Below are 25288 nucleotides of genomic sequence, written 5' to 3' on the forward strand. Positions count from 1 at the left end.
ACAGCTGTAGAAAGGAAAATGTGAGGTTGCTAACACATGCTCTGCGCCCGAAATGGACGCAGAGCATGACGGCGGATTAATGCGCTTTTACCGCATTTCCGCTTTTTTGTTTGAACAGGTAGCCGATGCCGAGTACGGCGACCCATACCGGGATCAGGTACACGGAAATCGCCATCCCAGGGGTGAGCAGCATGATAACCAGCACAGCGGCCATGAACAGCAAGCAGATCCAGTTGCCAAGCGGGTAGAGCAGCGCCGGGAAGCGTGGGGCGACGCCCTGCTGTTGCTTCGCGCGGCGGAATTTCATATGCGCAAGGCTAATCATTGCCCAGTTGATCACCAGCGCAGAGACCACTAGCGCCATCAGCATACCGAATGCGGATTCAGGGGCCAGGTAGTTAATCAACACGCACAGCGCGGTGACGACGGCGGAGACCAGAATGGTGTTCACCGGTACGCCGCGTTTGTCGACGTTCATCAGCGCTTTTGGCGCGTTGCCCTGCTGCGCCAGGCCAAACAGCATGCGGCTGTTGCAGTAAACGCAGCTGTTGTAAACGGAGAGCGCGGCGGTCAGAACCACAATGTTCAGGGCATTGGCCACAAAGGTATCGCCCAGCTCATGGAAAATCAGCACGAACGGGCTGGTATCCGCCGTAACGCGTGTCCACGGCAGCAGGGAGAGCAGCACCGCCAGGGAGCCCACATAGAAAATCAGAATACGGTAAATCACCTGGTTGGTGGCTTTCGGAATGCTCTGTTCCGGGTTGTCGGCTTCTGCGGCGGTGATACCGACCAGCTCCAGCCCGCCGAAAGAGAACATGATAATCGCCATCATCATCACCAGTCCGCTCATGCCGTGAGGCAGGAACCCGCCTTGCTCCCACAGGTTGCGCACGGTCGCCTGCGGGCCGCCGTTGCCGCTAAACAGCAGCCAGCCGCCGAACAGGATCATCGCCACCACGGCGATCACTTTGATGATGGCAAACCAGAACTCCATCTCGCCGAACACTTTAACGTTGGTCAGGTTGATGGCGTTGATGATGACGAAGAAGGCCGCAGCAGAAACCCAGGTCGGGATTTCTGGGTACCAGAACTGGATGTATTTACCGACCGCGGTCAGCTCCGCCATCGCCACCAGCACGTACAGAACCCAGTAGTTCCAGCCGGAGGCAAAACCGGCGAAGCTGCCCCAGTATTTGTACGCAAAGTGGCTAAAGGAGCCTGCAACCGGCTCCTCCACCACCATTTCGCCTAACTGACGCATGATCAGAAAGGCAATGAATCCTGCGATAGCATAGCCGAGGATAATCCCCGGGCCTGCGGATTGGATTACGGATGCGCTACCCAGAAACAAACCTGTTCCGATAGCACCACCCAGCGCAATCAGCTGAATATGGCGGTTTTTAAGGCCGCGCTTTAGCTGATCGCCATGCTGTTGACCTTCCATCATGAAACCTCGTGAGTGATTGTTTTATATGCACTGTTGTCGTGTGCGTGTAATTAGGAAATTCCGTTTTTTGTATTTTTTTGTTTACGGTAAAGAGATCTGAAAGTTGTTCATGGCTCTTCCGTAGAGTGGAGAATAGTGATAAGTGCGCCCGAATGCACCTGCTTTATGAAGGGATGATGACGGGTTGCCTAAAAAGAAACCAAATGTAAGGCCGCGTTCTGCATCTCTCCTTACTCAGTTATGCGACATAAATGCGACATCGTTGAATGAAAATTCATATTTTGCGTTGTTGAATCGCTTCAGATTGCAAAAACCTTCGTTTCATTAAGGTTAAAACTACCGCTTTGGTGGTAAACGTGACATTTTCGCGAAGTTGCATTTCTGAAACGTCATTTCTGTAAGATTGTTAAAATGAGTCAGGTTTCCTGATTTCAATCAAAACCTGTATGGACAGAAGGTGAATACTTTGTTACTTTAGCGTCACGAACTTTAAATTGGTAAGACCAATTGACTCCGGGCTAATGGCAGAGACAGGGAATAATGGCCTACAGCAAAATCCGCCAACCAAAACTATCCGATGTGATTGAGCAGCAGCTGGAGTTTTTGATCCTTGAGGGGACACTGCGCCCCGGCGAAAAACTTCCACCTGAACGCGAGCTGGCAAAACAGTTCGATGTTTCCCGTCCCTCTCTGCGTGAGGCGATTCAACGTCTCGAAGCAAAGGGCTTGCTGCTACGTCGCCAGGGCGGCGGTACGTTTGTGCAAAGTAGCCTGTGGCAGAGCTTTAGCGACCCGCTGGTGGAGCTGCTCTCCGACCACCCTGAATCCCAGTTTGATCTGCTGGAGACCCGTCACGCGCTGGAAGGCATTGCCGCCTATTACGCAGCGCTGCGTAGCACGGAAGAAGACCGTGTGCGGATTAGCGAACTGCATCAGGCGATTGAAAAAGCCCAGCAGTCCGGCGACCTTGACGCCGAATCCAGCGCCGTCGTCCAGTATCAAATTGCCGTCACCGAAGCCGCGCACAATGTTGTGCTACTTCATCTGCTACGCTGCATGGAACCCATGCTGGCCCAGAACGTTCGCCAGAATTTTGAATTGTTGTATGCCCGTCGGGAAATGCTTCCGCTGGTCAGCAACCATCGTACTCGTATTTTCGAGGCGATAATGGCAAGGGAGCCGGAGCAGGCGCGTGAAGCGTCGCACCGTCACCTGGCCTTCATTGAGGAAATCTTGCTGGACAGAAGCCGTGAACAAAGTCGTCGAGACCGTTCACTGCGACGACTTCAGCAACGTAAGGACTAGAATTATCGGTTCTTATAGCTTTTAAGCGCCAGTTTTTAGAGCGCGGCAACTAAACGCAGAACCTGTCTTATTGCGTTTTTGTGTGAAAACGCAATGGGACAGGTTCCAGATAAATCAACGTATTAGATAGATAAGGAATACCCCCATGTCAGAACGTTTCCAAAATGACGTGGATCCGATCGAAACTCGCGACTGGCTACAGGCGATCGAATCGGTCATCCGTGAAGAAGGTGTTGAGCGTGCTCAGTATCTGATCGACCAGCTGCTGTCTGAAGCCCGCAAAGGCGGTGTGAAAGTGGCTGCAGGTACCGGGGCTAGCAACTATGTAAACACCATTGCCGTTGAAGATGAACCGGAATACCCGGGCAATCTGGATCTGGAACGTCGTATTCGTTCTGCTATCCGCTGGAATGCGATCATGACCGTACTGCGCGCATCCAAGAAAGATCTGGAACTGGGTGGCCACATGGCGTCCTTCCAGTCCTCAGCGACCGTTTACGAAGTGTGCTTCAACCACTTCTTCCGCGCCCGTAACGAGAAAGACGGCGGCGATCTGGTGTACTTCCAGGGCCACATCTCTCCGGGTATCTACGCGCGTGCCTTCCTGGAAGGTCGTCTGACTGAAGAGCAGATGAACAACTTCCGTCAGGAAGTTCACGGTAAAGGTCTGTCCTCTTACCCGCACCCGAAACTGATGCCGGAATTCTGGCAGTTCCCGACCGTGTCTATGGGGCTGGGACCGATCGGCGCTATCTATCAGGCTAAATTCCTGAAATATCTGGAACATCGTGGTCTGAAAGACACCTCCGAACAAACCGTTTACGCCTTCCTGGGCGACGGCGAGATGGATGAACCGGAATCTAAAGGCGCTATCACCATCGCGACCCGTGAGAAACTGGACAACCTGTGCTTCATCATCAACTGCAACCTGCAGCGTCTGGATGGCCCGGTCACCGGTAACGGCAAAATTATCAACGAACTGGAAGGCATCTTCGCAGGTGCTGGCTGGAACGTTATCAAGGTCATGTGGGGCGGTCGTTGGGACGAGCTGCTGCGTAAAGACACCAGCGGTAAGCTGATTCAGCTGATGAACGAAACCGTTGATGGCGACTACCAGACCTTCAAATCCAAAGACGGCGCGTACGTACGCGAGCACTTCTTCGGTAAATACCCGGAAACCGCCGCGCTGGTTGCCGACTGGACTGACGAGCAGATCTGGGCCCTGAACCGTGGCGGCCACGATCCGAAGAAAGTCTACGCTGCACTGAAAAAAGCGCAGGACACCAAAGGTAAAGCGACTGTCATCCTGGCCCACACCATCAAAGGTTACGGCATGGGCGATACCGCTGAAGGTAAGAACATCGCTCACCAGGTGAAGAAAATGAACATGGACGGCGTGCGCTATATCCGCGACCGTTTCAACGTTCCTGTGACCGATGAGCAGGTGGAAAACCTGTCTTACATCACCTTCCCGGAAGGTTCTGAAGAGCACAAGTACCTGCACGAACGTCGTCAGGCGCTGAAAGGCTACCTGCCGTCTCGCCAGGTGAACTTCACCGAGAAGCTGGAACTGCCTGCGCTGGCTGATTTCTCCCAGTTGCTGGAAGAGCAGAACAAAGAAATTTCCACCACTATCGCTTTCGTTCGCGCCCTGAACGTGATGCTCAAGAACCCGTCCATCAAAGACCGTCTGGTTCCGATCATCGCTGACGAAGCGCGTACTTTCGGTATGGAAGGTCTGTTCCGTCAGATCGGTATCTACAGCCCGAACGGTCAGCAGTACACCCCGCAGGACCGTGAGCAGGTTGCTTACTACAAAGAAGACGAGAAAGGTCAGATCCTGCAGGAAGGTATCAACGAGCTGGGCGCAGGCGCATCCTGGCTGGCGGCGGCGACTTCTTACAGCACCAACAACCTGCCGATGATCCCGTTCTACATCTACTACTCCATGTTCGGGTTCCAGCGTATTGGCGACCTGTGCTGGCAGGCAGGCGACCAGCAGGCTCGCGGCTTCCTGGTAGGCGGTACTTCCGGTCGTACGACCCTGAACGGCGAAGGTCTGCAGCACGAAGATGGCCACAGCCATATTCAGTCTCTGACTATCCCGAACTGTATCTCTTACGATCCGTCCTACGCGTACGAAGTTGCGGTCATCATGCACGATGGTCTGGAGCGTATGTACGGTGAGAAGCAAGAGAACGTTTACTACTACATCACCACGCTGAACGAAAACTACCACATGCCAGCCATGCCGGAAGGTGCTGAGGAAGGTATCCGTAAAGGTATCTACAAACTCGAAACCCTCGCGGGCAGCAAAGGTAAAGTTCAGCTGCTGGGCTCCGGTTCTATCCTGCGTCACGTCCGTGAAGCAGCGCAGATCCTGGCGAACGACTACGGCGTGGGCTCTGACGTCTACAGCGTGACTTCCTTCACCGAACTGGCGCGTGATGGTCAGGACTGTGAGCGCTGGAACATGCTGCACCCGATGGAAACCCCGCGTGTTCCGTACATCGCTCAGGTGATGAACGACGCGCCGGCCGTGGCTTCCACTGACTATATGAAACTGTTCGCAGAGCAGGTTCGTACTTACGTACCGGCTGATGATTATCGCGTACTGGGTACCGACGGTTTTGGTCGCTCCGACAGCCGTGAAAACCTGCGTCACCACTTCGAAGTTGATGCTTCCTATGTGGTGGTAGCGGCTCTGGGCGAACTGGCTAAACGTGGCGAAATCGATAAGAAAGTGGTTGCTGATGCCATCACTAAATTCAATATCGATGCAGAAAAAGTTAACCCGCGTCTGGCGTAAGAGGTAAAAGAATAATGGCTATCGAAATCAATGTACCGGACATCGGGGCTGATGAAGTTGAAATCACCGAGATCCTGGTCAAAGTGGGCGACAAAGTTGACGTTGAACAGTCGCTGATCACCGTAGAAGGCGATAAAGCCTCTATGGAAGTGCCGTCTCCGCAGGCTGGCATCGTTAAAGAGATCAAAGTCTCTGTTGGCGATAAAACCGAGACCGGCAAACTGATCATGATTTTCGATTCCGCCGAGGGTGCAGCAGCCGCTGCACCTGCGCAGGAAGAGAAAAAAGCAGCGGCTCCGGCGGCTGCGCCTGCTGCTGCCGCGGCAAAAGACGTTCACGTTCCGGACATCGGCGGCGACGAAGTTGAAGTCACCGAAATTCTGGTCAAAGTGGGCGACACCGTGACCGCTGAGCAGTCCCTGATCACCGTAGAAGGCGATAAAGCCTCTATGGAAGTTCCGGCGCCGTTCGCAGGTACCGTGAAAGCGATTAAAGTGAACACCGGCGACAAAGTGTCTACCGGTTCCCTGATCATGGTCTTCGAAGTGGCAGGCTCAGCTCCAGCAACTGCTCCGGCTCAGGTTGCTGCTCCAGCAGCGGCTCCGGCCGTTGCTGGCGGCGCGAAAGACGTTCACGTCCCTGACATCGGCGGCGACGAAGTTGAAGTCACCGAAGTGATGGTCAAAGTGGGCGACAAAGTTGCCGCTGAACAGTCACTGATCACCGTAGAAGGCGATAAAGCCTCTATGGAAGTTCCGGCGCCGTTCGCGGGTGTCGTGAAAGAGATCAAAGTGAGCACGGGCGCCAAAGTGTCTACCGGTTCTCTGATCATGGTCTTCGAAGTGGAAGGCGCTGCGCCTGCCGCGGCTCCGGCTGCTGCTCAGGCACCTGTTGCCGCCGCTCCGGCCGCAAAAGCCGCGGCTCCGGCAGCGAAAGCGGAAGGCAAATCTGAGTTCGCTGAAAACGACGCTTACGTTCACGCGACTCCGCTGATTCGCCGCCTGGCGCGCGAATTCGGCGTTAACCTGGCGAAAGTGAAGGGTTCTGGCCGTAAAGGTCGTATCCTGCGCGAAGACGTTCAGGCTTACGTGAAAGACGCAGTGAAACGCGCTGAAGCTGCACCGGCTGCTGCCACCGGCGGCGGTATCCCGGGCATGCTGCCGTGGCCGAAAGTCGACTTCAGCAAGTTTGGTGAAATCGAAGAAGTGGAACTGGGCCGTATCCAGAAGATCTCTGGCGCTAACCTGAGCCGTAACTGGGTGATGATCCCGCACGTTACGCACTTCGACAAAACGGATATCACCGATCTGGAAGCGTTCCGTAAACAGCAGAATGCCGAAGCTGAGAAGCGCAAACTGGACGTGAAATTCACCCCAGTGGTCTTCATCATGAAAGCCGTTGCCGCCGCTCTGGAACAGATGCCGCGCTTCAACAGCTCTCTGTCCGAAGACGGTCAGCGTCTGACCCTGAAAAAGTACATCAACATTGGTGTTGCGGTAGATACGCCGAATGGTCTGGTGGTTCCGGTCTTCAAAGACGTGAACAAGAAGAGCATTACCGAGCTGTCTCGCGAACTGACCGTCATCTCCAAAAAAGCGCGTGATGGCAAGCTGACCGCTGGCGAAATGCAGGGCGGTTGCTTCACCATCTCCAGCATCGGCGGCCTGGGGACTACCCACTTCGCACCGATTGTGAACGCGCCGGAAGTGGCTATCCTCGGCGTCTCCAAGTCTGCGATGGAGCCGGTGTGGAATGGTAAAGAGTTTATGCCGCGTCTGATGATGCCTATCTCTCTGTCCTTCGACCACCGCGTGATTGATGGTGCTGATGGTGCACGCTTCATCACCATCATCAACAACATGCTGAGCGACATTCGCCGCCTGGTGATGTAATTGAAAAAGCCGGCCAATCGGCCGGCTTTTTTCTGGTAATCTCATGATGGTAATGAGGTTATTAGTACCAAAAAAAAATCGTTGCCGTTTTGTTGTATCAAAATTGTTAACAATTTTGTAAAATACGGGCGGATAGAACGACCCGGTGGATGATGGGCGACAAGACCAGGGACCGCCGGAAATAAATTAAGAGGTCATGATGAGTACTGAAATCAAAACTCAGGTCGTGGTACTTGGGGCAGGCCCGGCAGGTTATTCTGCAGCCTTCCGTTGCGCTGATTTAGGTCTGGAAACCGTAATCGTAGAACGTTACAGCACCCTGGGCGGTGTTTGTCTGAACGTTGGCTGTATCCCTTCTAAAGCGCTGCTGCACGTAGCGAAAGTTATCGAAGAAGCCAAAGCGCTGGCTGAGCACGGTATCGTCTTCGGCGAGCCGAAAACCGATATCGACAAGATTCGTACCTGGAAAGAGAAAGTCATCACTCAACTGACTGGCGGTCTGGCCGGTATGGCCAAAGGCCGTAAAGTCAAAGTGGTTAACGGTCTGGGTAAATTCACCGGGGCGAATACCCTGGAAGTGGAAGGCGAGAACGGCAAAACCGTGATCAACTTCGACAACGCGATCATCGCGGCGGGCTCCCGTCCGATCGAACTGCCGTTCATTCCGCATGAAGACTCGCGCGTGTGGGATTCCACTGATGCGCTGGAACTGAAAACCGTACCAAAACGCCTGCTGGTCATGGGCGGCGGTATCATCGGTCTGGAAATGGGCACCGTGTACCATGCGCTGGGTTCAGAGATTGACGTGGTTGAAATGTTCGACCAGGTTATTCCGGCTGCCGACAAAGACATCGTTAAAGTCTTCACCAAACGCATCAGCAAGAAATTCAACCTGATGCTGGAAACCAAAGTGACTGCCGTTGAAGCGAAAGAAGACGGTATCTACGTTTCCATGGAAGGCAAAAAAGCCCCGAGTGAACCGCAGCGTTACGACGCCGTGCTGGTGGCTATCGGCCGTGTGCCGAACGGTAAAAACCTCGACGCAGGCAAAGCGGGCGTGGAAGTGGACGACCGTGGCTTCATCCGCGTTGACAAGCAGCTGCGCACCAACGTGCCGCACATCTTCGCTATCGGCGATATCGTCGGTCAGCCGATGCTGGCGCACAAAGGCGTTCACGAAGGCCACGTTGCCGCTGAAGTTATCGCAGGCATGAAACACTACTTCGATCCGAAAGTGATCCCGTCTATCGCCTATACTGAGCCAGAAGTGGCATGGGTAGGTCTGACCGAGAAAGAAGCGAAAGAGAAAGGCATCAGCTACGAAACCGCCACCTTCCCGTGGGCTGCTTCTGGCCGTGCTATCGCTTCCGACTGCGCAGACGGTATGACCAAACTGATTTTCGACAAAGAGACTCACCGCGTGATCGGTGGTGCGATTGTCGGCACCAACGGCGGCGAGCTTCTGGGTGAAATCGGTCTGGCTATCGAAATGGGCTGTGACGCTGAAGACATCGCGCTGACCATCCATGCGCACCCGACCCTGCACGAATCCGTGGGTCTGGCGGCAGAAGTATTCGAAGGCAGCATCACCGACCTGCCGAACCCGAAAGCGAAGAAGAAGTAATTCTTCCTCGTCAGTGAAAAAAGCGGCTGCTTCAGCCGCTTTTTTTATGACTGAAAACCCGCGAGGCGAGACGGTAACCCCTTGTTTACACATATTTCAGGGAAATATATCGCTACATCTTGTCGATAAATGGAAAGTAATACCGTACTAAACTTATAGTGTGAGAATTATTTAAAAATACAAAGCTATTCGTGAGGTGCAAGATGAAAACGTTTCTGACAACAGTCGTATTAACCGCAGCCGTCTTCTCAGGCATGGCTGCCGCCGCCGACCCGGTGATCCCATGGGCAACCAATACCGGCAGCACCGAGAGCACGCATATCGCCGCGATGGGCCAGAATCTGAATGCGCAGCATCAGGCAATAACCAAAACGCAGGAAGGGGTTTGGGCAACCAACACCGGCAGCATCAGCGCCGACGAAGCGGCGCTGGGCAGCTCGAAACCTGCCGTTGTCGCCCAGCCGGGGCTGATGCCGCATCAGGGATAAATCGGGTGGTTTGGGGATAGAAAAGGACCAGGCAGCGCCTGGTCCTTTTTTTACTGCTCGACTTCTTGCCAGCCGTCCGGGTTAAAGATGGTCACCGCGTTGGCATGTGCGGAGGAGTCCTCGCCTTCGTTAGCCTGATAGACCTGGTCGTTCTGGTTTACCATAAAGCTCATAATGCCGGTTTCACCATACTTCACCGGCCAGGCAATCAGGGCGAATCCCTGCTCATCCTTATCAGGAATAATGCGGAAACGGTAGCCGTGATAACCCATGCCGGGTTCGGTTGGACTATACGCTGGCCCCAACGGGCTCGGCTCTTCGCCAGGCTGCACCGGCCAGTAAAGGCCGTCTTTTTTCCCCTCGCTGCTAATCAGTTTGCCCGCGTAGGCCTGAAAACGCTGGTAGTACTCTTCCTGCGCATCGACATAGCCGTGCATGGCCTGGATGGCGGCAAGCTCATTGCGGCCAATCTCGCGAACCTGAATTTCATCTGCGGCTTCGGCCATATCGAAATGCCAGCCTGACGCCGTTTTGATCATCGGGATCGGCAACTGCCAGTTTTCCTGGCCGACGTTCAGGTGCGCCGTATTGCCCTGGGTGACTATCTGGTGACTGACCTTCCAGTCGCGCTGGAAACGGGCCACGGCTTCCGGGTCTGCACCTTCCGGCGGCAGGTAATGCCGCCAGTTGTCGCCCAGCACTTCCGTCAGCGCCTGCTCATTGTGGTTGGAAATGGCCTCAGCCAGCGCCGTAGCCGCTTTTTCAGGGGTGCTGAAATGCTGCTGAGCAAAAACCGGTAACGCAACAAGCGCCAGCATTGCGGTGATTATCTGTTTTTTCATGTCGATTCCCTTAACGATGACGCACTTCACGATGTTCAGACCTTGCCGGGCGTTGCCCGCGGTTGGCCCCCGAAACGTTGCGGCTTTGCATTCCGCGGTCGCGCTGGGCTTGCCAGGACGGCGAGCGGCTGTCGTTACCGCTGAGCGCATTCGAACGCTGTTGGCGCTGCGCCATCGCGGTAGACGTACGCTGCTGCTGGACCTGTTCGCGGCGCTGTGGCTGCTGCTGGGTGTTCAGGCGCTGAGTTTGATTTTTAGCCGCTTCCCGACGCTGTTGCTGATCGCCAGAACGCTGGACCTGGTTTTTTGCCGCTTCCCGGCGCTGCGGGTTGTTAACCCCCGGGGTATTGTCGTACCCACGATAGTTGCTGCGCTGGGTAATTTGGTTCAGCTGTTTTGATGCAGCCTGGCGCTGCGCATCGCGGGGAACGTTAGCGTTTTTAGCGGCAACACCGGCGCCTGTGGTCCCGGTTCGCTGCTGGAACTGGTTCATCGCGGCCTGACGCTGGTTGTTACGGTTGGCGGCAGCCTGCGTCGGCGCGGCCTGGGTCGCGCTCAGACCGCCGGGGACGTTGCTCTGGTGGAAGCGCTGGGCCACGTTGTTATTTGGGTACGGCACGTTGTTCCGGTAGCTCGGGTTATGCTGCCAGTTCACATTGCTGCCTTGCAGCTTCTGCCCGGTGACCCGGTTGAAATCATTGACGTCAATGTTGATGTTGTTATTAACGTTACGGTTATAACTGCCGCCGCCGTGATAATCATCATGGTGGTGGTAATCATCATCATCCCAGTCGATATTGCTGAACAACGCATAGGTCGTCGCCACGCCGAGACTAAAACCAAACCCGTTGACAAAGCTGTTGGCGAACTGCTCCCCGGGAGGTGGCGGGAGATACACCGGCGGATAGGCGGTGCTCGGCCAGGTGCCGTAAGCGGTTGCAGGGTTATAAGTAGGAACATACACCACGTTAGGGTCCGCCGACTCGATTTTAATCACCTGGGTGCTGGAAGCTGGCGCCGCAGTGGTTGTTGTGGTGCTGCTCTGCGTCGATGAGCTTGATTCTACCGCTGGCACCGTTTTCGTAGTCGTCGTGACTTTCTGCTGCGGCGTTGATTTCAGCACACCGGTTTGTTGCGCCAGCGCGCGCAGTTTTTGCACTGAGTTCATGACGTCCTGCGGTTGCGCCAGGAAAGCATCGCCGAGGCTTTCAACCCACGGTGGGTTTTCCCCCATCAGGGCCAGCAGTTGCGGAAATGCGACCAGCGATTTGACGCTTGGGTCCCACGGCTGGTTCGCCACGGCCTGTACTGCCGCATCGCCCTGCATGGTGGGGTTATCCTGCGACCACTGCACCGCCTGCATGACGTTGGTCGGATAGGTGGAAGCCATCAGCACCTGGGACAGCAAATTGTCGGGATAGAGCGCGATGGGGGCGACCCACTGGTCTATCTGTGCCGTGGTATAGGTGGTGGTTACGGGTTGCGTACCGGCTGGCGCAGGGGCCGTCGCCGTTGTCGCGGCCGGGGCCGCAACAGGCGCGGTAGCAGGGGCCGGAGCAGGTTGCGTTACCGCGGGTGCGGGCGTAATGGTCTCGGGCGCGCGGCTTTTAACGTACAATGTGCCTGCCGCAGCGAGCAGCCCGGCACTGCAAATAATAGCAAGTACATGGGGCTTAAAGGGTAATGTCATTTTTATCTCCCGGCACAAGAAGTTGGCCCGTTTCCACAGAGTATTGACGAAAATTATCGTCTTGACGGGAGTATATGTAGGTGATTTTTGCATTTTTGACTTTTGTAGGGATTTTGCGCGGCGTTGTGTAACAGGATACGTCTTGTCGATCATATCTCCGGCCTGCCAGGGCGCGATCGTGTGCGGTTTATTACGGGTATAAACCCTGATGAAACCGGAAAATCCTGTTCTTAACGATTCAGCAAAATTTTAATGTTGCTTTTTTGTAAACGGATTAACACCTCCTGTAAATCCTGCTATGCTGGCCGACGCGGTATCCGGCATTTACCCTACAAACTGCTGTCTCACAGGAGCGTGAAGAGAATCGCCTGCCGCATATGACAATGAGAGCGAGGAGAACCGTCGTGCTAGAAGAATACCGTAAGCACGTAGCTGAGCGTGCCGCCGAGGGGATTGTACCCAAACCCTTAGATGCAACCCAAATGGCCGCACTTGTCGAGCTGCTGAAGACCCCGCCTGCGGGCGAAGAAGAGTTCCTGTTAGACCTGCTGATTAACCGTGTACCGCCAGGCGTTGATGAAGCCGCCTATGTAAAAGCAGGATTCCTTGCCGCTATCGCCAAAGGCGAAGCCACTTCTCCACTGGTAACCCCTGAGAAAGCGATTGAACTGCTGGGCACCATGCAAGGCGGATACAACATTCATCCGCTGATTGACGCGCTGGATAACGCCAAACTGGCGCCGATTGCCGCCAAAGCGCTGTCTCATACCCTGCTGATGTTCGATAACTTCTACGATGTGGAAGAAAAAGCGAAAGCGGGTAACACCCACGCTAAACAGGTGATGCAGGCCTGGGCCGATGCCGAGTGGTTCCTGAACCGTCCTCAGCTTGCTGAGAAAATGACGGTAACCGTCTTTAAAGTGACTGGCGAAACCAACACCGATGACCTCTCTCCGGCGCCGGATGCGTGGTCTCGTCCTGATATTCCGCTGCACGCGCTGGCGATGCTGAAAAACGCCCGTGAAGGCATTGAGCCGGATCAACCGGGTGTCATCGGTCCGATCAAGCAGATCGAAGCGTTGCAGAAGAAGGGTTACCCGCTGGCTTACGTCGGCGACGTTGTGGGTACCGGCTCGTCACGTAAATCGGCGACCAACTCCGTACTGTGGTTTATGGGGGATGATATTCCTCATGTCCCGAACAAGCGCGGCGGCGGTCTGTGCCTCGGCGGCAAAATTGCGCCAATCTTCTTCAACACCATGGAAGATGCGGGCGCGCTGCCGATTGAAGTGGACGTGAATAACCTGAACATGGGCGACGTGATTGACGTTTACCCGTTCAAAGGTGAAGTGCGTAACCACGCAACCAACGAACTTCTGGCAAGCTTTGAGCTGAAAACCGACGTGCTGATCGACGAAGTGCGCGCGGGTGGTCGTATTCCGCTGATCATCGGCCGTGGCCTGACCACCAAAGCGCGTGAAGCGCTGGGTCTGCCGCACAGCGAGGTGTTCCGCCACGCGAAAGACGTCGCAGAGAGCAACCGCGGTTTCTCTCTGGCGCAGAAGATGGTTGGCCGCGCCTGCGGCGTGAAAGGTATCCGTCCGGGCGCCTACTGCGAACCGAAGATGACCTCCGTAGGTTCTCAGGACACCACCGGTCCGATGACTCGCGACGAGCTGAAAGACCTGGCGTGCCTGGGCTTCTCGTCTGATCTGGTGATGCAGTCGTTCTGCCACACCGCGGCTTATCCGAAGCCGGTTGACGTCACCACGCACCATACGCTGCCGGACTTCATCATGAACCGCGGCGGCGTCTCCCTGCGTCCGGGCGACGGTGTTATCCACTCCTGGCTGAACCGTATGCTGCTGCCGGATACCGTCGGTACCGGCGGTGACTCCCATACCCGTTTCCCTATCGGTATCTCCTTCCCGGCGGGCTCGGGACTGGTGGCGTTTGCTGCCGCGACCGGCGTCATGCCGCTGGATATGCCGGAATCGGTGCTGGTGCGCTTCAAAGGCAAAATGCAGCCGGGCATCACTCTGCGCGATCTGGTACACGCCATCCCGCTGTACGCCATCAAACAGGGTCTGCTGACCGTTGAGAAGAAAGGTAAGAAAAACATCTTCTCTGGCCGCATTCTGGAAATCGAAGGTCTGCCAGACCTGAAAGTGGAGCAGGCGTTTGAACTGACTGATGCTTCTGCTGAGCGTTCCGCAGCAGGCTGTACCATCAAGCTCAACAAAGAGCCGATTGTCGAATACCTGAACTCCAACATCGTGCTGCTGAAGTGGATGATTGCAGAAGGCTACGGCGACCGTCGTACGCTGGAGCGTCGTGTCCAGGGCATGGAGAAATGGCTGGCTGATCCGCAACTGCTGGAAGCCGATGCTGACGCAGAATATGCGGCGGTGATCGACATCGATCTGGCCGATATTAAAGAGCCAATCCTGTGTGCGCCGAACGATCCGGACGATGCGCGCCTGCTGTCTGACGTTCAGGGCGATAAGATTGACGAAGTGTTTATCGGTTCGTGCATGACCAACATCGGTCACTTCCGCGCGGCAGGTAAACTGCTGGATACCCATAAAGGCCAACTGCCGACCCGTCTGTGGGTTGCGCCGCCGACCCGTATGGATGCCGCTCAACTGACTGAAGAAGGCTATTACAGCGTCTTCGGTAAGAGCGGCGCGCGTATTGAGATCCCGGGCTGCTCGCTGTGCATGGGCAACCAGGCGCGCGTGGCTGACGGCGCGACGGTGGTTTCCACCTCAACCCGTAACTTCCCGAACCGTCTGGGTACCGGTGCGAATGTGTACCTGGCGTCTGCGGAACTGGCGGCTGTTGCGGCGCTTATCGGCAAACTGCCGACGCCGGAAGAGTACCAGACCTTCATGGCGCAGGTGGATAAGACCGCTGTCGATACTTACCGTTATCTGAACTTCGACAAGCTGAATCAGTACACTGAGAAAGCTGACGGCGTGATTTTCCAGACCGCGGTGTAATACCTTGACCCTCTCCTTCACCGGAGAGGGTTTTATTTCCATTCCTCCACCCATTCCGCTTTTTTTCTCCTCTCCTGCTGCGATAATTACTGCATAGGTACAATGCAGCGGTGACGCATTGCCTTTGTTGAGGAACACACTATGGATTACGAATTTCTGCGCGACATTACCGGAGGGGTAAAGGTGCGGATGTCGATGGGCCATGAGGCCGTCGGGCACTGGTTCAATGAAGAGGTGAAAGAGAACCTCGCACTGCTGGAGGAAGTTGAACAGGCCGCACACGCAGTCAAAGGTACTGAGCGTTCCTGGCAACGCGCGGGTCACGAATACACGCTGTGGATGGACGGCGAAGAGGTGATGGTGCGCGCGAATCAGCTGGATTTTTCCGGCGATGAGATGGAGGAGGGGATGAGTTACTACGACGAAGAGAGCCTGTCTTTGTGCGGCGTAGAGGACTTTCTCCAGGTGGTCGCGGCCTACCGCGCGTTTATGAAGCAGAAATAATCACTGCCTCCCGGCGCGGGAGGCAGTACCGTCTCAGTGAGTAAAGGTGAGATGGAACAGCCTTGACGTCATCGCGTCACGCAGCGTGATATTGACGCTATCACCTTGAATGACCGGCTGGCAGCGTTCGCTATCGAACGTTGGATAAACGCAGGTTATTTTATCCAGCAGGGGCAATAAAAGCGCCCGCGTTTCCTGTTCGGATCCCATCCGCCACACTGCCAGCCAGCCCTCTTTCGCGTTTCGCAAGCCAAATGCCAGCCACGGCGAATCGAAAGAGGGTAAACCCAACGGCCAGAATGGCTGCAGGTGGGGAATTTTCTCGCGAAATGTTTTGTACAACGTAATTCCCTCTTTCACTAACGCAAAACGTTTTTCATCAAGCTCCGCCAGATGGCCACTCTGGTGAATTCGCAGCAGCAAGCTGTTGACCATGTTCATTACGACTTCTTCTCTGTCGCCTTCACGTAGCGGATATGACCAGATGGCGGCTTGCTCCGGTGTGACGGCTGAAGCCGCGGCGGCGGCGATGCACGCCATTAAACGATAATCCGTCTGATCGGTAACGGATTGAATGCTGTGCTGCTGCAACATGGCGTAGTCCATCCGTAAACCGCCGCTGCCGCAGTTTTCGATAACGAGTTGCGGATAACGATCCATCGTTTTTTTCAGCCAGTTCAGATAGGCGCGGTTATGCTGCAGCAACCCATCGCCGGGGCTATCGGCGTTGTATTCTGTACCGCTGCCAGCATTAATGTTGTAGTCCATTTTGATGTAGCTGATACCGTATTCCTCGATCAGACGAGTGATAACCCGATCGGCGTGCTCCTGTACCTGCGGGTGGCGAAAATCGAGCTGATAGCGCTGGTGGTCGATGACCCGTTTCCCATGCCGTTGAAAAAAACAGGCGTCGGGAAGGCGCTGAGCTAACGGGCAGGCGATCCCCATCACTTCAAGCTCCAGCCACAGACCGGGCTGCATGCCTTTACTGATGATGTAATCCAGCGGCTCGCGGATCCCGTCGGGAAACCGCGCAGAGGATGGTAGCCATTCACCCACGCCATCCCACCATTCGCCGTCAGAGTACCAGCCGCAGTCGATACAAAAGTATTCGCAGCCTGCCGCTGCCGCCGCATCAATGAGCGGTAGCAACTTTTCGGTTGTGGGATCGCCAGACAGACAGTTCATATAGTCGTTAAAAATGACCGGCAGTCGCTTATTGTCCAGGGATGGACGCAGGATCTGCCGACGATAGCGGGTGATTTCCTGCAATGCCTCCTGTAACCCTCCATTGACCAGTGAAATAGCCACAGGTACAGAGGAAAAACGCTCGCCGGGCGCCAGTTGCTTCCACCAGTGGTTCTCATTTTCATTGGGTCCGCTGACCTGTAGATAGAGGCGATCGCGAAAATCGCTGATTTCCCATTGCCAGGAGCCGTTATGCTCTATTTGCCACAGAAGGGTGGTACCCGCCGCAAGATCCTCAAATGCGGCACAAGGCAGGTAGCCGATACTGGACCAGGTTCCGGTGTTCTCTACAGAAATGCGGTTGAGTGAGAAACGGTTTACCTTATCCAGTCCCAGGGTCGGGAGCGTAGCGCTTTTCCATTGCGCTTCGCCGTACCAGGCATTGTGCGGCAAATGCAAAAGGCTGGTTTTTTCCCAGGGGGGCGTGTCGAGGGCGAACAAGGCCAGTGAACTGACATATTCAAGGCCAGTGGATTCAGTGGCGATATTGCTGACCTCGCACCAGATGCGTGCCGATTGTAAACCGCGAAAATGCTGCAGGTGCCAGCAGGCGTGTAGGGTTTCATTTTGCAGGACGATTTCCAGCTTTTTACCCACATCATTTTCTAAGCATCGGTGAGTGACATAGTGTAAAGACGAACCCGGTTCGCTGCCGGTGTGCTTGCGCGCATGATGATCGTTTTGATTATACCCGCTGGCATGAATTTGAATCAGGGGGAAGGCACCGTGCGATTCACTATTTTTAGTGGTGGTAAAACGACTAATATAAATATGCTCTTCAGCATCAATGTCAAAGTCGATATAAAAACAAGGTTCTCTAAATTCCAAAAAACACATATCAACCGCTCCTTGCTCTTATCGTCCGATATGCCGTAATTTTTTTCCTGACATCAGGTTTTGCTCAATGTGCTCCAGCGAGATGTTTTTAGTCTCAGGAACAAAAAGGTAAATAATAGCAATGGCGAATAGGTTTAATAATGCATATAAATAAAAAGTATGTGCGCTACCCAATGTATTCAGTAATGAAAGGAATGTCGCGCTAACAATCATCCCTGCAATATGACAGGTGAAGGTTGAACAGGTAATGCCGAACTCACGCCCCTTTAGCGGTTGGATTTCGGAACATAACAGCCAAATCAGGGGGCCTGCCGACATTGAAAAACCCACAATGAAAAGCAGTAGCATCGTGACGGTTACCCCTTTTTCCAGAGCAGTCAACGCTTCGCCTCCGAGGAGCGTACCGACAACGCTCATTGCAATCCCCATTGTGATAAAACCGATGTACAGCATGGGTTTACGCCCCCATCTGTCGACAAGCCCGACGGCAATAAAGGTGGCAATGGTCATCACAAAGCCGACGATAACCGTTCCCCACATTTGTTCTGCCGTTGAGCTAAAGCCGATTTCACGGAATATGCGAGGGGCGTAGTACATCATCACGTTGACGCCGGAAAATTGTTGCATGATTTGCAGTACGATGCCTAAACCAACGCTTCGGCGAAAATTTCTGTTTTCTTTAAATAGATGCCAACCCTGCTGTTTAACCCGCAGCTGTTCTTTGATTTCTCTGAGTTCATTTTCTACTTCTTCTTGGGTGTTACGCAGGCGTAATAGCACTTCTCGTGCCGCGTCTTCTCGCCCGTGCATCACCAGCCAGCGTGGGCTGCGCGGCAGAAATAGCGCACCAAACAAAAAGATAAGCGATGGGATGGCGACCACCAGGAGCATGCCACGCCAGTTTCCACTATAGCTGAAGGCAGTGTTGGTCAGAAAGACGAGTAAAATACCGAGTGCAATCATTAGCTGATAGGCAGAAATCATCGCCCCGCGAATATTTTTTGGCGTTATTTCAGAAAGATACAATGGTGTGGCATAAGAGGCGACGCCAAGACCTACACCCAGAATCAAGCGCCCTGCGATTAACATATCGGGATTCACTGCGCAGGTACAAATAATGGCGCCCATACAGAAGGCGGCGGCAGCAATCAACAGCGCGTACTTCCGACCGAATCGGTAGGCTAAAAAGCCGCTGCAAAGTGTGGCGACCGCCGCACCGACCATCATTGAACTGACAATCCATTCCTGCTGATTGTCGAGGAGGTGATATTCTTTGGCAATGAGCGGTAGTGCGCCAGAAATGACACCGATGTCCAGACCAAATAGTAACCCTGCGAGTGCGGCCAGCAGACATATCCAAATAACCTGGGGACGGGTTTTCACCTGGGGTACCGCTGTGGGAAGTGCATCTTCTAAGTGCATAAAATATCCCTTTTAAATAAAAATAAGATTTAATACTTAATCGATTTCGTATTTTTATGCTAGAGCTTAAAAATAATGCAGGCAATCTCTTTTAAGATGTAAATGTGATCGAAATTACATAATTTACAGGAGGCCTTGTTGCTACTCTCAGGCTAATGATTTAAATTGGCAGAAATATCCTTGTTGAAAGCAAATTAATCCATAAAAGATGAATATTAAAGAACTGGCGGATTTTCTGAATCTTTCCACAGCGACAGTTTCGAAAGCGCTTAATAATAAAAATGACATTAGTAGCCATACCCGTAAGAAGGTGCAAGACGCGGCGGAGCGGCTAGGGTACCGACCTAATGCATCTGCTCGTTATTTGCGTAGCGGTAAAACAGGAACCGTCGCGCTTATGCTCCCTGCGGCAGATAGCGGTAATATCTATACCGCATCATTCTTTATGCGTATTGCCAGAGGTTTGCAATCGACACTGAAAGCACAGGATATAGATCCGGTCATTCACCTTGCGACCGATCGGCAGGGGGAGCGTCAGATGTTGCAAAAGATCGTCGAACAAAATCGGGCTGATGCGATTATTCTCACCGATACGCGGATTGATGATGAGCGTATTGCTTTGCTTGATGCGCTGAATTTTCCTTTTGTAACCATGGGACAAAGCCGTGCGTTGGAGGGGCATTTTAATTGGGTGGATTTTAATCATGAAGAGATGGGGCGGCAGTGTGTGCGTTTTGCTCTGCATAAAGGCGCGAGGCGGATAGCTGTTGCGACACTCGGCCCGGACAGTATGCACGGCCTGCAGTTTCTGCAGGGCTGTCAGCAGGAAATGCGAGTGAATGCTCTGTTGCTGGATGAGGGATTAACCTTTTTCGGCACGGTCGCCGAATCGTCCGGTGAAGAGGCGGCAAGACAGTTTATGCAGCAGAAAGAAAAACCAGACTTCATTATTTTTATCAATGATTTCCTCCTGATGGGGGCAAATCATTATCTGGCTTCATTACCGGGTTGCAAGGTAAATGAAACTCGGATGCTCTGTGCGGTAGCCAGCAGTGATTTTTCTTCACGAGTGATGACATCAAGGTGTTTGTTCACGGTCGATCATGAAGAAGTCGGACGTCGTCTTGGGGAAGCGGTACTGAGGGTGCTGGAGGATAATCGTCCGGTCACGTCGATAGCGATCGAACTGAAACAGAACGCTTTTTGAGCGGGCATCCCTGCTCCGGCGGGCTTACACGGCTGGCATGTTGCTGCCGTAGTAAATCTCGCGCATTTCTTTCCAGAGCCGGTCGGTGATGACCTTGCGCTCTTCGTCGCTTAAATCTTCCGGTTTGGTATGGAACATGTAGTGCTTAAGGTCGAACTCTTTAAGCAACATCTTGGTATGGAAGATATTTTCCTGATAAACGTTAACGTCCACCATGTCGTACAGCGCTTTCATGTCCTCGGACATGAAGTTCTGGATGGAGTTGATTTCGTGGTCGATAAAGTGCTTCATCCCGTTGACGTCACGGGTAAAACCGCGCACGCGGTAATCAATCGTCACAATATCCGACTCAAGCTGATGAATCAGGTAATTCAACGCTTTCAGCGGTGAAATGACGCCACAGGTTGAGACTTCGATATCCGCGCGGAACGTGCACAAGCCGCCTTCAGGATGGCTTTCGGGATAGGTATGCACGCAGATGTGGCTTTTATCGAGGTGAGCCACAACCGCTTCCGGCAGCGGGCCGGGATGCTCGGTGGTGTCGATAAGTTTAGGGTCGATGGGCTCCTCGCTCACCAGAATAGTGACGCTGGCGCCCTGAGGCTCATAATCCTGGCGGGCGATGTTAAGGATATTCGCACCGATAATAGAACAGGTTTCCGACAGGATTTCTGTCAGACGGTTGGCGTTATACAGTTCATCGATATAAGCGATGTAACCGTCGCGCTCTTCTGCTGTTTTGGCATAGCAGATATCGTAAATACAAAAACTCAGACTTTTTGTCAGGTTGTTAAAGCCATGCAGTTTTAGTTTTTTCAATTTATTATCATCTCCTTAGGACGACGGTGTGGCGAGCGCGTCTTGCAAATATTGGGGTAAGGCAAAAGCGGCGGTGTGGATAGCCGGACTGTAATAACGGCATTTCAGGTTGGCCTGATGGAAGCGGGCCTGAATGATTTCCGTCGACAAATGGCGCAACGCGTCGTTATCCGTCGCCCACGCAAAGGTCATGATCCCGCCGTAGTAGGTCGGAATCGCCGCCTGGTAGAAGCTGACGTCACTAAAATAGTGGCTGAGTTTACGGTGGCTGTCGATGGCTTCATCCTGTTGCAGGAAGCAGACGCCGTTCTGTGCGACAAAAATCCCGCCCGGGTTCAGGCAGCGCTTGCAGCCTTCATAAAACGCCGACGTAAACAGACTCTCGCCAGGACCGATAGGATCGGTGCAGTCGGAGATAATCACATCAAACGTTTGCGTCGTCTGGTTAACAAAATTGACGCCGTCGTCGATCACCAGCTGAAAGCGCGGATCGTCATAGCTGCCTGCGTTGTGGTTGGGCAGATACTGGCGACAGAAAGCGACCACGCCTGCATCGATTTCCACCATGGTAATGGTGTCGATGTTTGGGTGACGTGAGACTTCGCGTAGCATCGCGCCATCGCCGCCGCCGATAATCAGCACGTGCTTCGCGTGGCCGTGCGCCAGCAGCGGAACGTGGGTCATCATTTCGTGATAGATAAATTCGTCCCGCTCGGTGGTTTGCACCACGCCATCCAGCGCCATGACGCGCCCAAATGCGGCGTTTTCGAAAATGATCAGATCCTGATGATCGGTCTTTTCGTGATAGAGCACGTTATCAACGGCAAAATATTGACCAAACTTGTCGTGCAGCGTTTCATGCCAGCGCGTGTTTTCGGCCATCGTGTCGACCTCCTGTTTTAACGCCTGTTGACTACAGGCATAGCATAGTAGCCAATTATGGCGCTATTCAACAAGGCGGTCCTGGGGTTGCGTCGTCAGGCGCTTATTTCACGTAGGCCAGCAGGCTCAGCGAATCGCGCGCCAGCGCTTTGCATTTGGTGGAGGTTGGGATGCGGATGCCGCTGAGATCGCGGTAGCTGTCCTCGCCGAGCGCTTTCATGTTAAAGCTGTCATAGTTGCTCAGATCCCATTGATTTTGCTGGGCAAAAAAGACCAAAGCACGCCGAATCTGGCCATTGGGTAAATTCTGGTAGCCACAGTCGTTTTTCAGAAAGACAAATACCGCCGTCAGATCGGCCATATCTTCGGCTTCGGATTCGCTTAACGCATAGCTGTTGCTGGAAAAAATAAACAGCAATCCGAGTACCAGAGTTCTGAAAAACGTCTTCATCTTATTTACCAATGCATCCAGGAAAAACAACGTTAGCATACTTCATAACGTAGCGCAGAGCTTTCTTATTGCGCTTTTTCTTGACCTTCCGGTAAGGGGAGGGTTTAAGCTCATTAATTCGCCTGCAGACGAAAAAGGGAGTGAAGATGCAACGTCGTGAATTTATCAAACTGGCCGCCGCCGTCGGGGTCGCCAGCGCATTACCGCTGTGGAGCCGCCACGTATTGGCCGCCGAACGTCCGGTTCTGCCAATACCCACGATCCTGACGCCCGATGCCCGCAACAGCGTGACGTTGACGGTGCAGCGCGGGACGACATCGTTCGGGGGGAAGACGGCCACCACCTGGGGATACAACGGCAACCTTTTAGGCCCGGCGCTGAGGCTGCAACAGGGGAAACCGGTCACGGTCGAGATTCGCAATCAGCTGGCGGAAGAGACCACCCTTCACTGGCACGGCCTTGAAATCCCCGGCGACGTCGACGGCGGTCCGCAGGGGATAATCAAACCCGGCGCCTCCCGCTCCGTCACGTTCACCCCCACTCAGCAGGCGGCAACCTGCTGGTTCCACCCGCATCAGCACGGCAAAACCGGGCGCCAGGTCGCGATGGGCCTGGCGGGACTGGTGCTGATTGAAGACCCGCAGATTAGCGCGCTGTTGCTGCCTAAGCAGTGGGGCATTGATGACATACCGGTCATTATTCAGGATAAGCAGTTCGGCAGCGACGGGCAGATTGATTATCAACTGGATATGATGACCGCCGCCGTCGGCTGGTTTGGCGATACGCTGCTGACCAACGGCGCGATTTATCCTCAACATGCCGCGCCGAAAGGCTGGTTGCGCCTGCGACTGCTCAATGGCTGCAATGCGCGTTCGCTGAACCTCGCGGCCAGCGACAATCGTCCTCTGTACGTGATCGCCAGCGACGGCGGCCTGTTGGCCGAACCGGTGAAGGTGACGGAATTGCCGATGCTGATGGGCGAGCGTTTTGAAGTGCTGGTGGATATCAGCGACGGTAAAGCCTTTGATCTGGTGACGCTGCCGGTGACCCAGATGGGGATGGCGGTGGCGCCGTTTGATAAAGCGCATCCCGTGATGCGCATCCAGCCGGTGCTGGTCCCGGCGTCCGCTACGCTACCGGACCAGCTCGCTACCCTCCCGGCGCTGCCGTCGCTCGACGGGTTGACGCAGCGTAAGCTCCAGCTGTCGATGGACCCGATGCTCGACATGATGGGCATGCAGGCGCTGATGAAGAAGTACGGCGACCAGGCGATGTCCGGAATGATGCAGCACGGCGGCATGATGGGGCATATGGGGCAGGGTGGGATGGATCACGGCAACATGAACATGGGCGGTATGGGCCATATGAATCACGGCGGTGATGGTTTTGACTTCCACAATGCGAACAAAATTAACGGCCAGGCGTTCAATATGGATGCGCCGATGTTTGCCGCCAGTAAAGGGCAGTTCGAGCGCTGGGTGATTTCCGGGGAAGGGGACATGATGCTGCATCCGTTCCATATCCACGGTACGCAGTTCCGTATCCTGTCAGAAAATGGCAAACCGCCTGCGGCGCACCGTTCCGGCTGGAAAGATACCGTGCGGGTAGAGGGCAGCGTGAGCGAGGTGCTGGTGAAGTTCGACCACGACGCGCCGAAGGAGCATATGTATATGGCGCATTGTCATCTGCTGGAACATGAAGATACCGGGATGATGCTCGGGTTTACCGTTTGATACATTGCCGGATGGCGGTTGCGCCTTATCCGGCAACGCATTTACAGGCCCGGTAAGCGTAAGCGCCAACGGGCTATAACATTACTTCACGTCGTCAGGCAACGCATACGCGACAATAGAGTCGCCGAGCTTTGTCCCAAACGAGCCATGCCCCCCGGCCGAGATGACAACATACTGCTTGCCATTCACTTCATAGGTCATCGGCGTCGCTTGCCCACCGGCAGGCAGACGGCCTTCCCACAGTTTTTCCCCGTTGGTCATGTTGTACGCCCGCAGGTAGTTGTCTGCGGTTGCGGCGACGAACAGCACGTTGCCCGCGGTGGAGATCGGGCCGCCCAGCATCGGCATCCCCAGCGTAAACGGCAGTTTAATCGGCATCGGGAACGGCAGACTGTCCTGCGGCGTACCGATACGTTTTTTCCACGCGATCTGGTTGGTTTTCAGATCCAGCGCCGAGATATAGCCCCAGCCCGGCTGTTTGCACGGCAGGCCGAGTGGCGACAGGAACGGGTTCAGCGTGACGCCAAACGGTACACCGTATTGCGGCTGAATGCCGGATTCGGCACCGCTACCTTTAGCGTCTTTTGGTTGCGCCATCGGGTTGCCCGGGCCGCGTGGGATCAGTTTAGAGACAAACGGCAGCGCAATCGGGTTGGCGATCGCTACCTGACGGTTCGGGTCAACTGAAATACCGCCCCACTCGAACATCCCGAGGTTGCCTGGGAAGACCAGCGTGCCTTGCTCAGACGGCGGTGTGAAGATGCCTTCATAGCGCATCTGGTGGAACATGACGCGGCATACCAACTGGTCGAACATGGTGGCACCCCACATATCCGCCCCGGTCAGATCTTTTGTCGGGCGGAAGGTCAGCGCTGAGAACGGCTGCGTCGGGCTTACGCGATCGCCTTTCGCCGCGCCCTGCGGTACCGGTTTTTCCGGTGCGGGAACGACAAGCTGACCGTTGCGGCGGTCGAGCACGAAGATGTTGCCGGTTTTCGCCGGGGCATAGATAACCGGTACGGTTTTGCCGTCGATGGTGATATCTGCAAGCGTCGGCTGCGACGGCTGGTCCATATCCCACAG

At 54.4% G+C, this 25288-nt stretch carries 18 protein-coding genes; 9 read left to right on the top strand and 9 right to left on the bottom strand.

Annotated features, from left to right (window positions below; genetic code table 11):
- Positions 1-76: 76 nt before the first annotated feature.
- Positions 77-1450: an aromatic amino acid transporter AroP gene (aroP, locus tag JO226_RS20815; RefSeq protein WP_296406971.1), complete on the bottom strand. Its 1374-nt coding sequence runs from the start codon at positions 1448-1450 to the stop codon at positions 77-79.
- A gap of 540 nt (positions 1451-1990) precedes the next feature.
- Between aroP and pdhR the strand changes: the two genes are divergently transcribed.
- The 5 genes from pdhR to JO226_RS20840 all read left to right on the top strand — a co-directional run bounded on the left by pdhR (position 1991) and on the right by JO226_RS20840 (position 9568).
- On the top strand, positions 1991-2755 hold the full coding sequence (gene pdhR, locus JO226_RS20820) for a pyruvate dehydrogenase complex transcriptional repressor PdhR (protein ID WP_013367580.1): 765 nt from the start codon (positions 1991-1993) through the stop codon (positions 2753-2755).
- A gap of 145 nt (positions 2756-2900) precedes the next feature.
- The gene (gene aceE / locus JO226_RS20825) at positions 2901-5564 is read left to right on the top strand and encodes a pyruvate dehydrogenase (acetyl-transferring), homodimeric type (RefSeq protein WP_296406974.1); all 2664 of its coding nucleotides are present in this window, start codon (positions 2901-2903) and stop codon (positions 5562-5564) included.
- Between the two features lie 14 nt (positions 5565-5578).
- Positions 5579-7456, top strand: coding sequence for a pyruvate dehydrogenase complex dihydrolipoyllysine-residue acetyltransferase (gene aceF, locus JO226_RS20830; RefSeq protein ID WP_296406976.1), 1878 nt, complete (start codon positions 5579-5581; stop codon positions 7454-7456).
- Positions 7457-7655: 199 nt separating this feature from the next.
- The gene (gene lpdA, locus JO226_RS20835; protein WP_296406978.1) at positions 7656-9080 is read left to right on the top strand and encodes a dihydrolipoyl dehydrogenase; all 1425 of its coding nucleotides are present in this window, start codon (positions 7656-7658) and stop codon (positions 9078-9080) included.
- A 203-nt stretch (positions 9081-9283) separates the two neighbouring features.
- Positions 9284-9568: a hypothetical protein gene (locus JO226_RS20840; protein ID WP_296406980.1), complete on the top strand. Its 285-nt coding sequence runs from the start codon at positions 9284-9286 to the stop codon at positions 9566-9568.
- Between the two features lie 50 nt (positions 9569-9618).
- Here JO226_RS20840 and JO226_RS20845 read toward each other — a convergent pair whose 3' ends face one another.
- The gene (locus tag JO226_RS20845) at positions 9619-10410 is read right to left on the bottom strand and encodes a DUF2950 family protein (RefSeq protein WP_296406982.1); all 792 of its coding nucleotides are present in this window, start codon (positions 10408-10410) and stop codon (positions 9619-9621) included.
- A gap of 10 nt (positions 10411-10420) precedes the next feature.
- Positions 10421-12100: a DUF3300 domain-containing protein gene (locus JO226_RS20850; RefSeq protein WP_296406984.1), complete on the bottom strand. Its 1680-nt coding sequence runs from the start codon at positions 12098-12100 to the stop codon at positions 10421-10423.
- Between the two features lie 404 nt (positions 12101-12504).
- Here JO226_RS20850 and acnB point away from each other — a divergent pair, with 404 nt between their 5' ends.
- Together acnB and yacL are read left to right on the top strand one after the other, a co-directional pair.
- Complete coding sequence (acnB, locus tag JO226_RS20855) at positions 12505-15102, top strand: bifunctional aconitate hydratase 2/2-methylisocitrate dehydratase (protein WP_296406986.1); 2598 nt, start codon at positions 12505-12507, stop codon at positions 15100-15102.
- Positions 15103-15243: 141 nt separating this feature from the next.
- Positions 15244-15606 carry a protein YacL gene (gene yacL / locus JO226_RS20860; RefSeq protein ID WP_013367572.1) on the top strand — a complete coding sequence of 121 codons (363 nt, stop codon included), beginning with the start codon at positions 15244-15246 and terminating at the stop codon, positions 15604-15606.
- A gap of 33 nt (positions 15607-15639) precedes the next feature.
- Here yacL and JO226_RS20865 read toward each other — a convergent pair whose 3' ends face one another.
- Positions 15640-17451: a glycoside hydrolase family 36 protein gene (locus tag JO226_RS20865; protein WP_296406988.1), complete on the bottom strand. Its 1812-nt coding sequence runs from the start codon at positions 17449-17451 to the stop codon at positions 15640-15642.
- A 258-nt stretch (positions 17452-17709) separates the two neighbouring features.
- Entirely contained in the window at positions 17710-19113 is a 1404-nt protein-coding gene (locus JO226_RS20870; RefSeq protein ID WP_296406990.1) for a sugar porter family MFS transporter, read from the bottom strand.
- A 208-nt stretch (positions 19114-19321) separates the two neighbouring features.
- Here JO226_RS20870 and JO226_RS20875 point away from each other — a divergent pair, with 208 nt between their 5' ends.
- The gene (locus JO226_RS20875) at positions 19322-20320 is read left to right on the top strand and encodes a LacI family DNA-binding transcriptional regulator (RefSeq protein WP_296406992.1); all 999 of its coding nucleotides are present in this window, start codon (positions 19322-19324) and stop codon (positions 20318-20320) included.
- A gap of 24 nt (positions 20321-20344) precedes the next feature.
- On the opposite strand, the gene speD is transcribed toward JO226_RS20875, so the two are convergent.
- From speD to JO226_RS20890, 3 genes are all read right to left on the bottom strand, one after another.
- A complete protein-coding gene (gene speD / locus JO226_RS20880) occupies positions 20345-21139 on the bottom strand; it encodes an adenosylmethionine decarboxylase (protein ID WP_296406994.1) in 795 nt (264 codons plus the stop codon).
- A 15-nt stretch (positions 21140-21154) separates the two neighbouring features.
- Positions 21155-22021, bottom strand: a complete 867-nt coding sequence (gene speE / locus JO226_RS20885) for a polyamine aminopropyltransferase (protein ID WP_296406995.1) — start codon at positions 22019-22021, stop codon at positions 21155-21157.
- A 103-nt stretch (positions 22022-22124) separates the two neighbouring features.
- Positions 22125-22472, bottom strand: a complete 348-nt coding sequence (locus tag JO226_RS20890; RefSeq protein ID WP_296406996.1) for a YacC family pilotin-like protein — start codon at positions 22470-22472, stop codon at positions 22125-22127.
- Positions 22473-22618: 146 nt separating this feature from the next.
- On the opposite strand from JO226_RS20890, the gene cueO reads away from it, so the two are divergent.
- Entirely contained in the window at positions 22619-24205 is a 1587-nt protein-coding gene (gene cueO, locus JO226_RS20895; RefSeq protein WP_296406999.1) for a multicopper oxidase CueO, read from the top strand.
- Positions 24206-24286: 81 nt separating this feature from the next.
- On the opposite strand, the gene JO226_RS20900 is transcribed toward cueO, so the two are convergent.
- On the bottom strand, positions 24287-25288 hold a 1002-nt coding region (locus JO226_RS20900), incomplete at its 5' end, for a PQQ-binding-like beta-propeller repeat protein (RefSeq protein WP_296407000.1).

Source organism: Pluralibacter sp., from assembly GCF_019237635.1.
GTDB lineage: Bacteria > Pseudomonadota > Gammaproteobacteria > Enterobacterales > Enterobacteriaceae > Enterobacter_B.

Excerpts from the sequence above, each read along its gene's own strand:
- aroP (WP_296406971.1), bottom strand. The coding sequence starts at position 1,450 with ATGATGGAAGGTCAACAGCATGGCGATCAGCTAAAGCGCGGCCTTAAA.
- pdhR (WP_013367580.1), top strand. The coding sequence starts at position 1,991 with ATGGCCTACAGCAAAATCCGCCAACCAAAACTATCCGATGTGATTGAG.
- aceE (WP_296406974.1), top strand. The coding sequence starts at position 2,901 with ATGTCAGAACGTTTCCAAAATGACGTGGATCCGATCGAAACTCGCGAC.
- aceF (WP_296406976.1), top strand. The coding sequence starts at position 5,579 with ATGGCTATCGAAATCAATGTACCGGACATCGGGGCTGATGAAGTTGAA.
- lpdA (WP_296406978.1), top strand. The coding sequence starts at position 7,656 with ATGAGTACTGAAATCAAAACTCAGGTCGTGGTACTTGGGGCAGGCCCG.
- JO226_RS20840 (WP_296406980.1), top strand. The coding sequence starts at position 9,284 with ATGAAAACGTTTCTGACAACAGTCGTATTAACCGCAGCCGTCTTCTCA.
- JO226_RS20845 (WP_296406982.1), bottom strand. The coding sequence starts at position 10,410 with ATGAAAAAACAGATAATCACCGCAATGCTGGCGCTTGTTGCGTTACCG.
- JO226_RS20850 (WP_296406984.1), bottom strand. The coding sequence starts at position 12,100 with ATGACATTACCCTTTAAGCCCCATGTACTTGCTATTATTTGCAGTGCC.
- yacL (WP_013367572.1), top strand. The coding sequence starts at position 15,244 with ATGGATTACGAATTTCTGCGCGACATTACCGGAGGGGTAAAGGTGCGG.
- JO226_RS20870 (WP_296406990.1), bottom strand. The coding sequence starts at position 19,113 with ATGCACTTAGAAGATGCACTTCCCACAGCGGTACCCCAGGTGAAAACC.
- JO226_RS20875 (WP_296406992.1), top strand. The coding sequence starts at position 19,322 with ATGAATATTAAAGAACTGGCGGATTTTCTGAATCTTTCCACAGCGACA.
- speE (WP_296406995.1), bottom strand. The coding sequence starts at position 22,021 with ATGGCCGAAAACACGCGCTGGCATGAAACGCTGCACGACAAGTTTGGT.
- JO226_RS20890 (WP_296406996.1), bottom strand. The coding sequence starts at position 22,472 with ATGAAGACGTTTTTCAGAACTCTGGTACTCGGATTGCTGTTTATTTTT.
- cueO (WP_296406999.1), top strand. The coding sequence starts at position 22,619 with ATGCAACGTCGTGAATTTATCAAACTGGCCGCCGCCGTCGGGGTCGCC.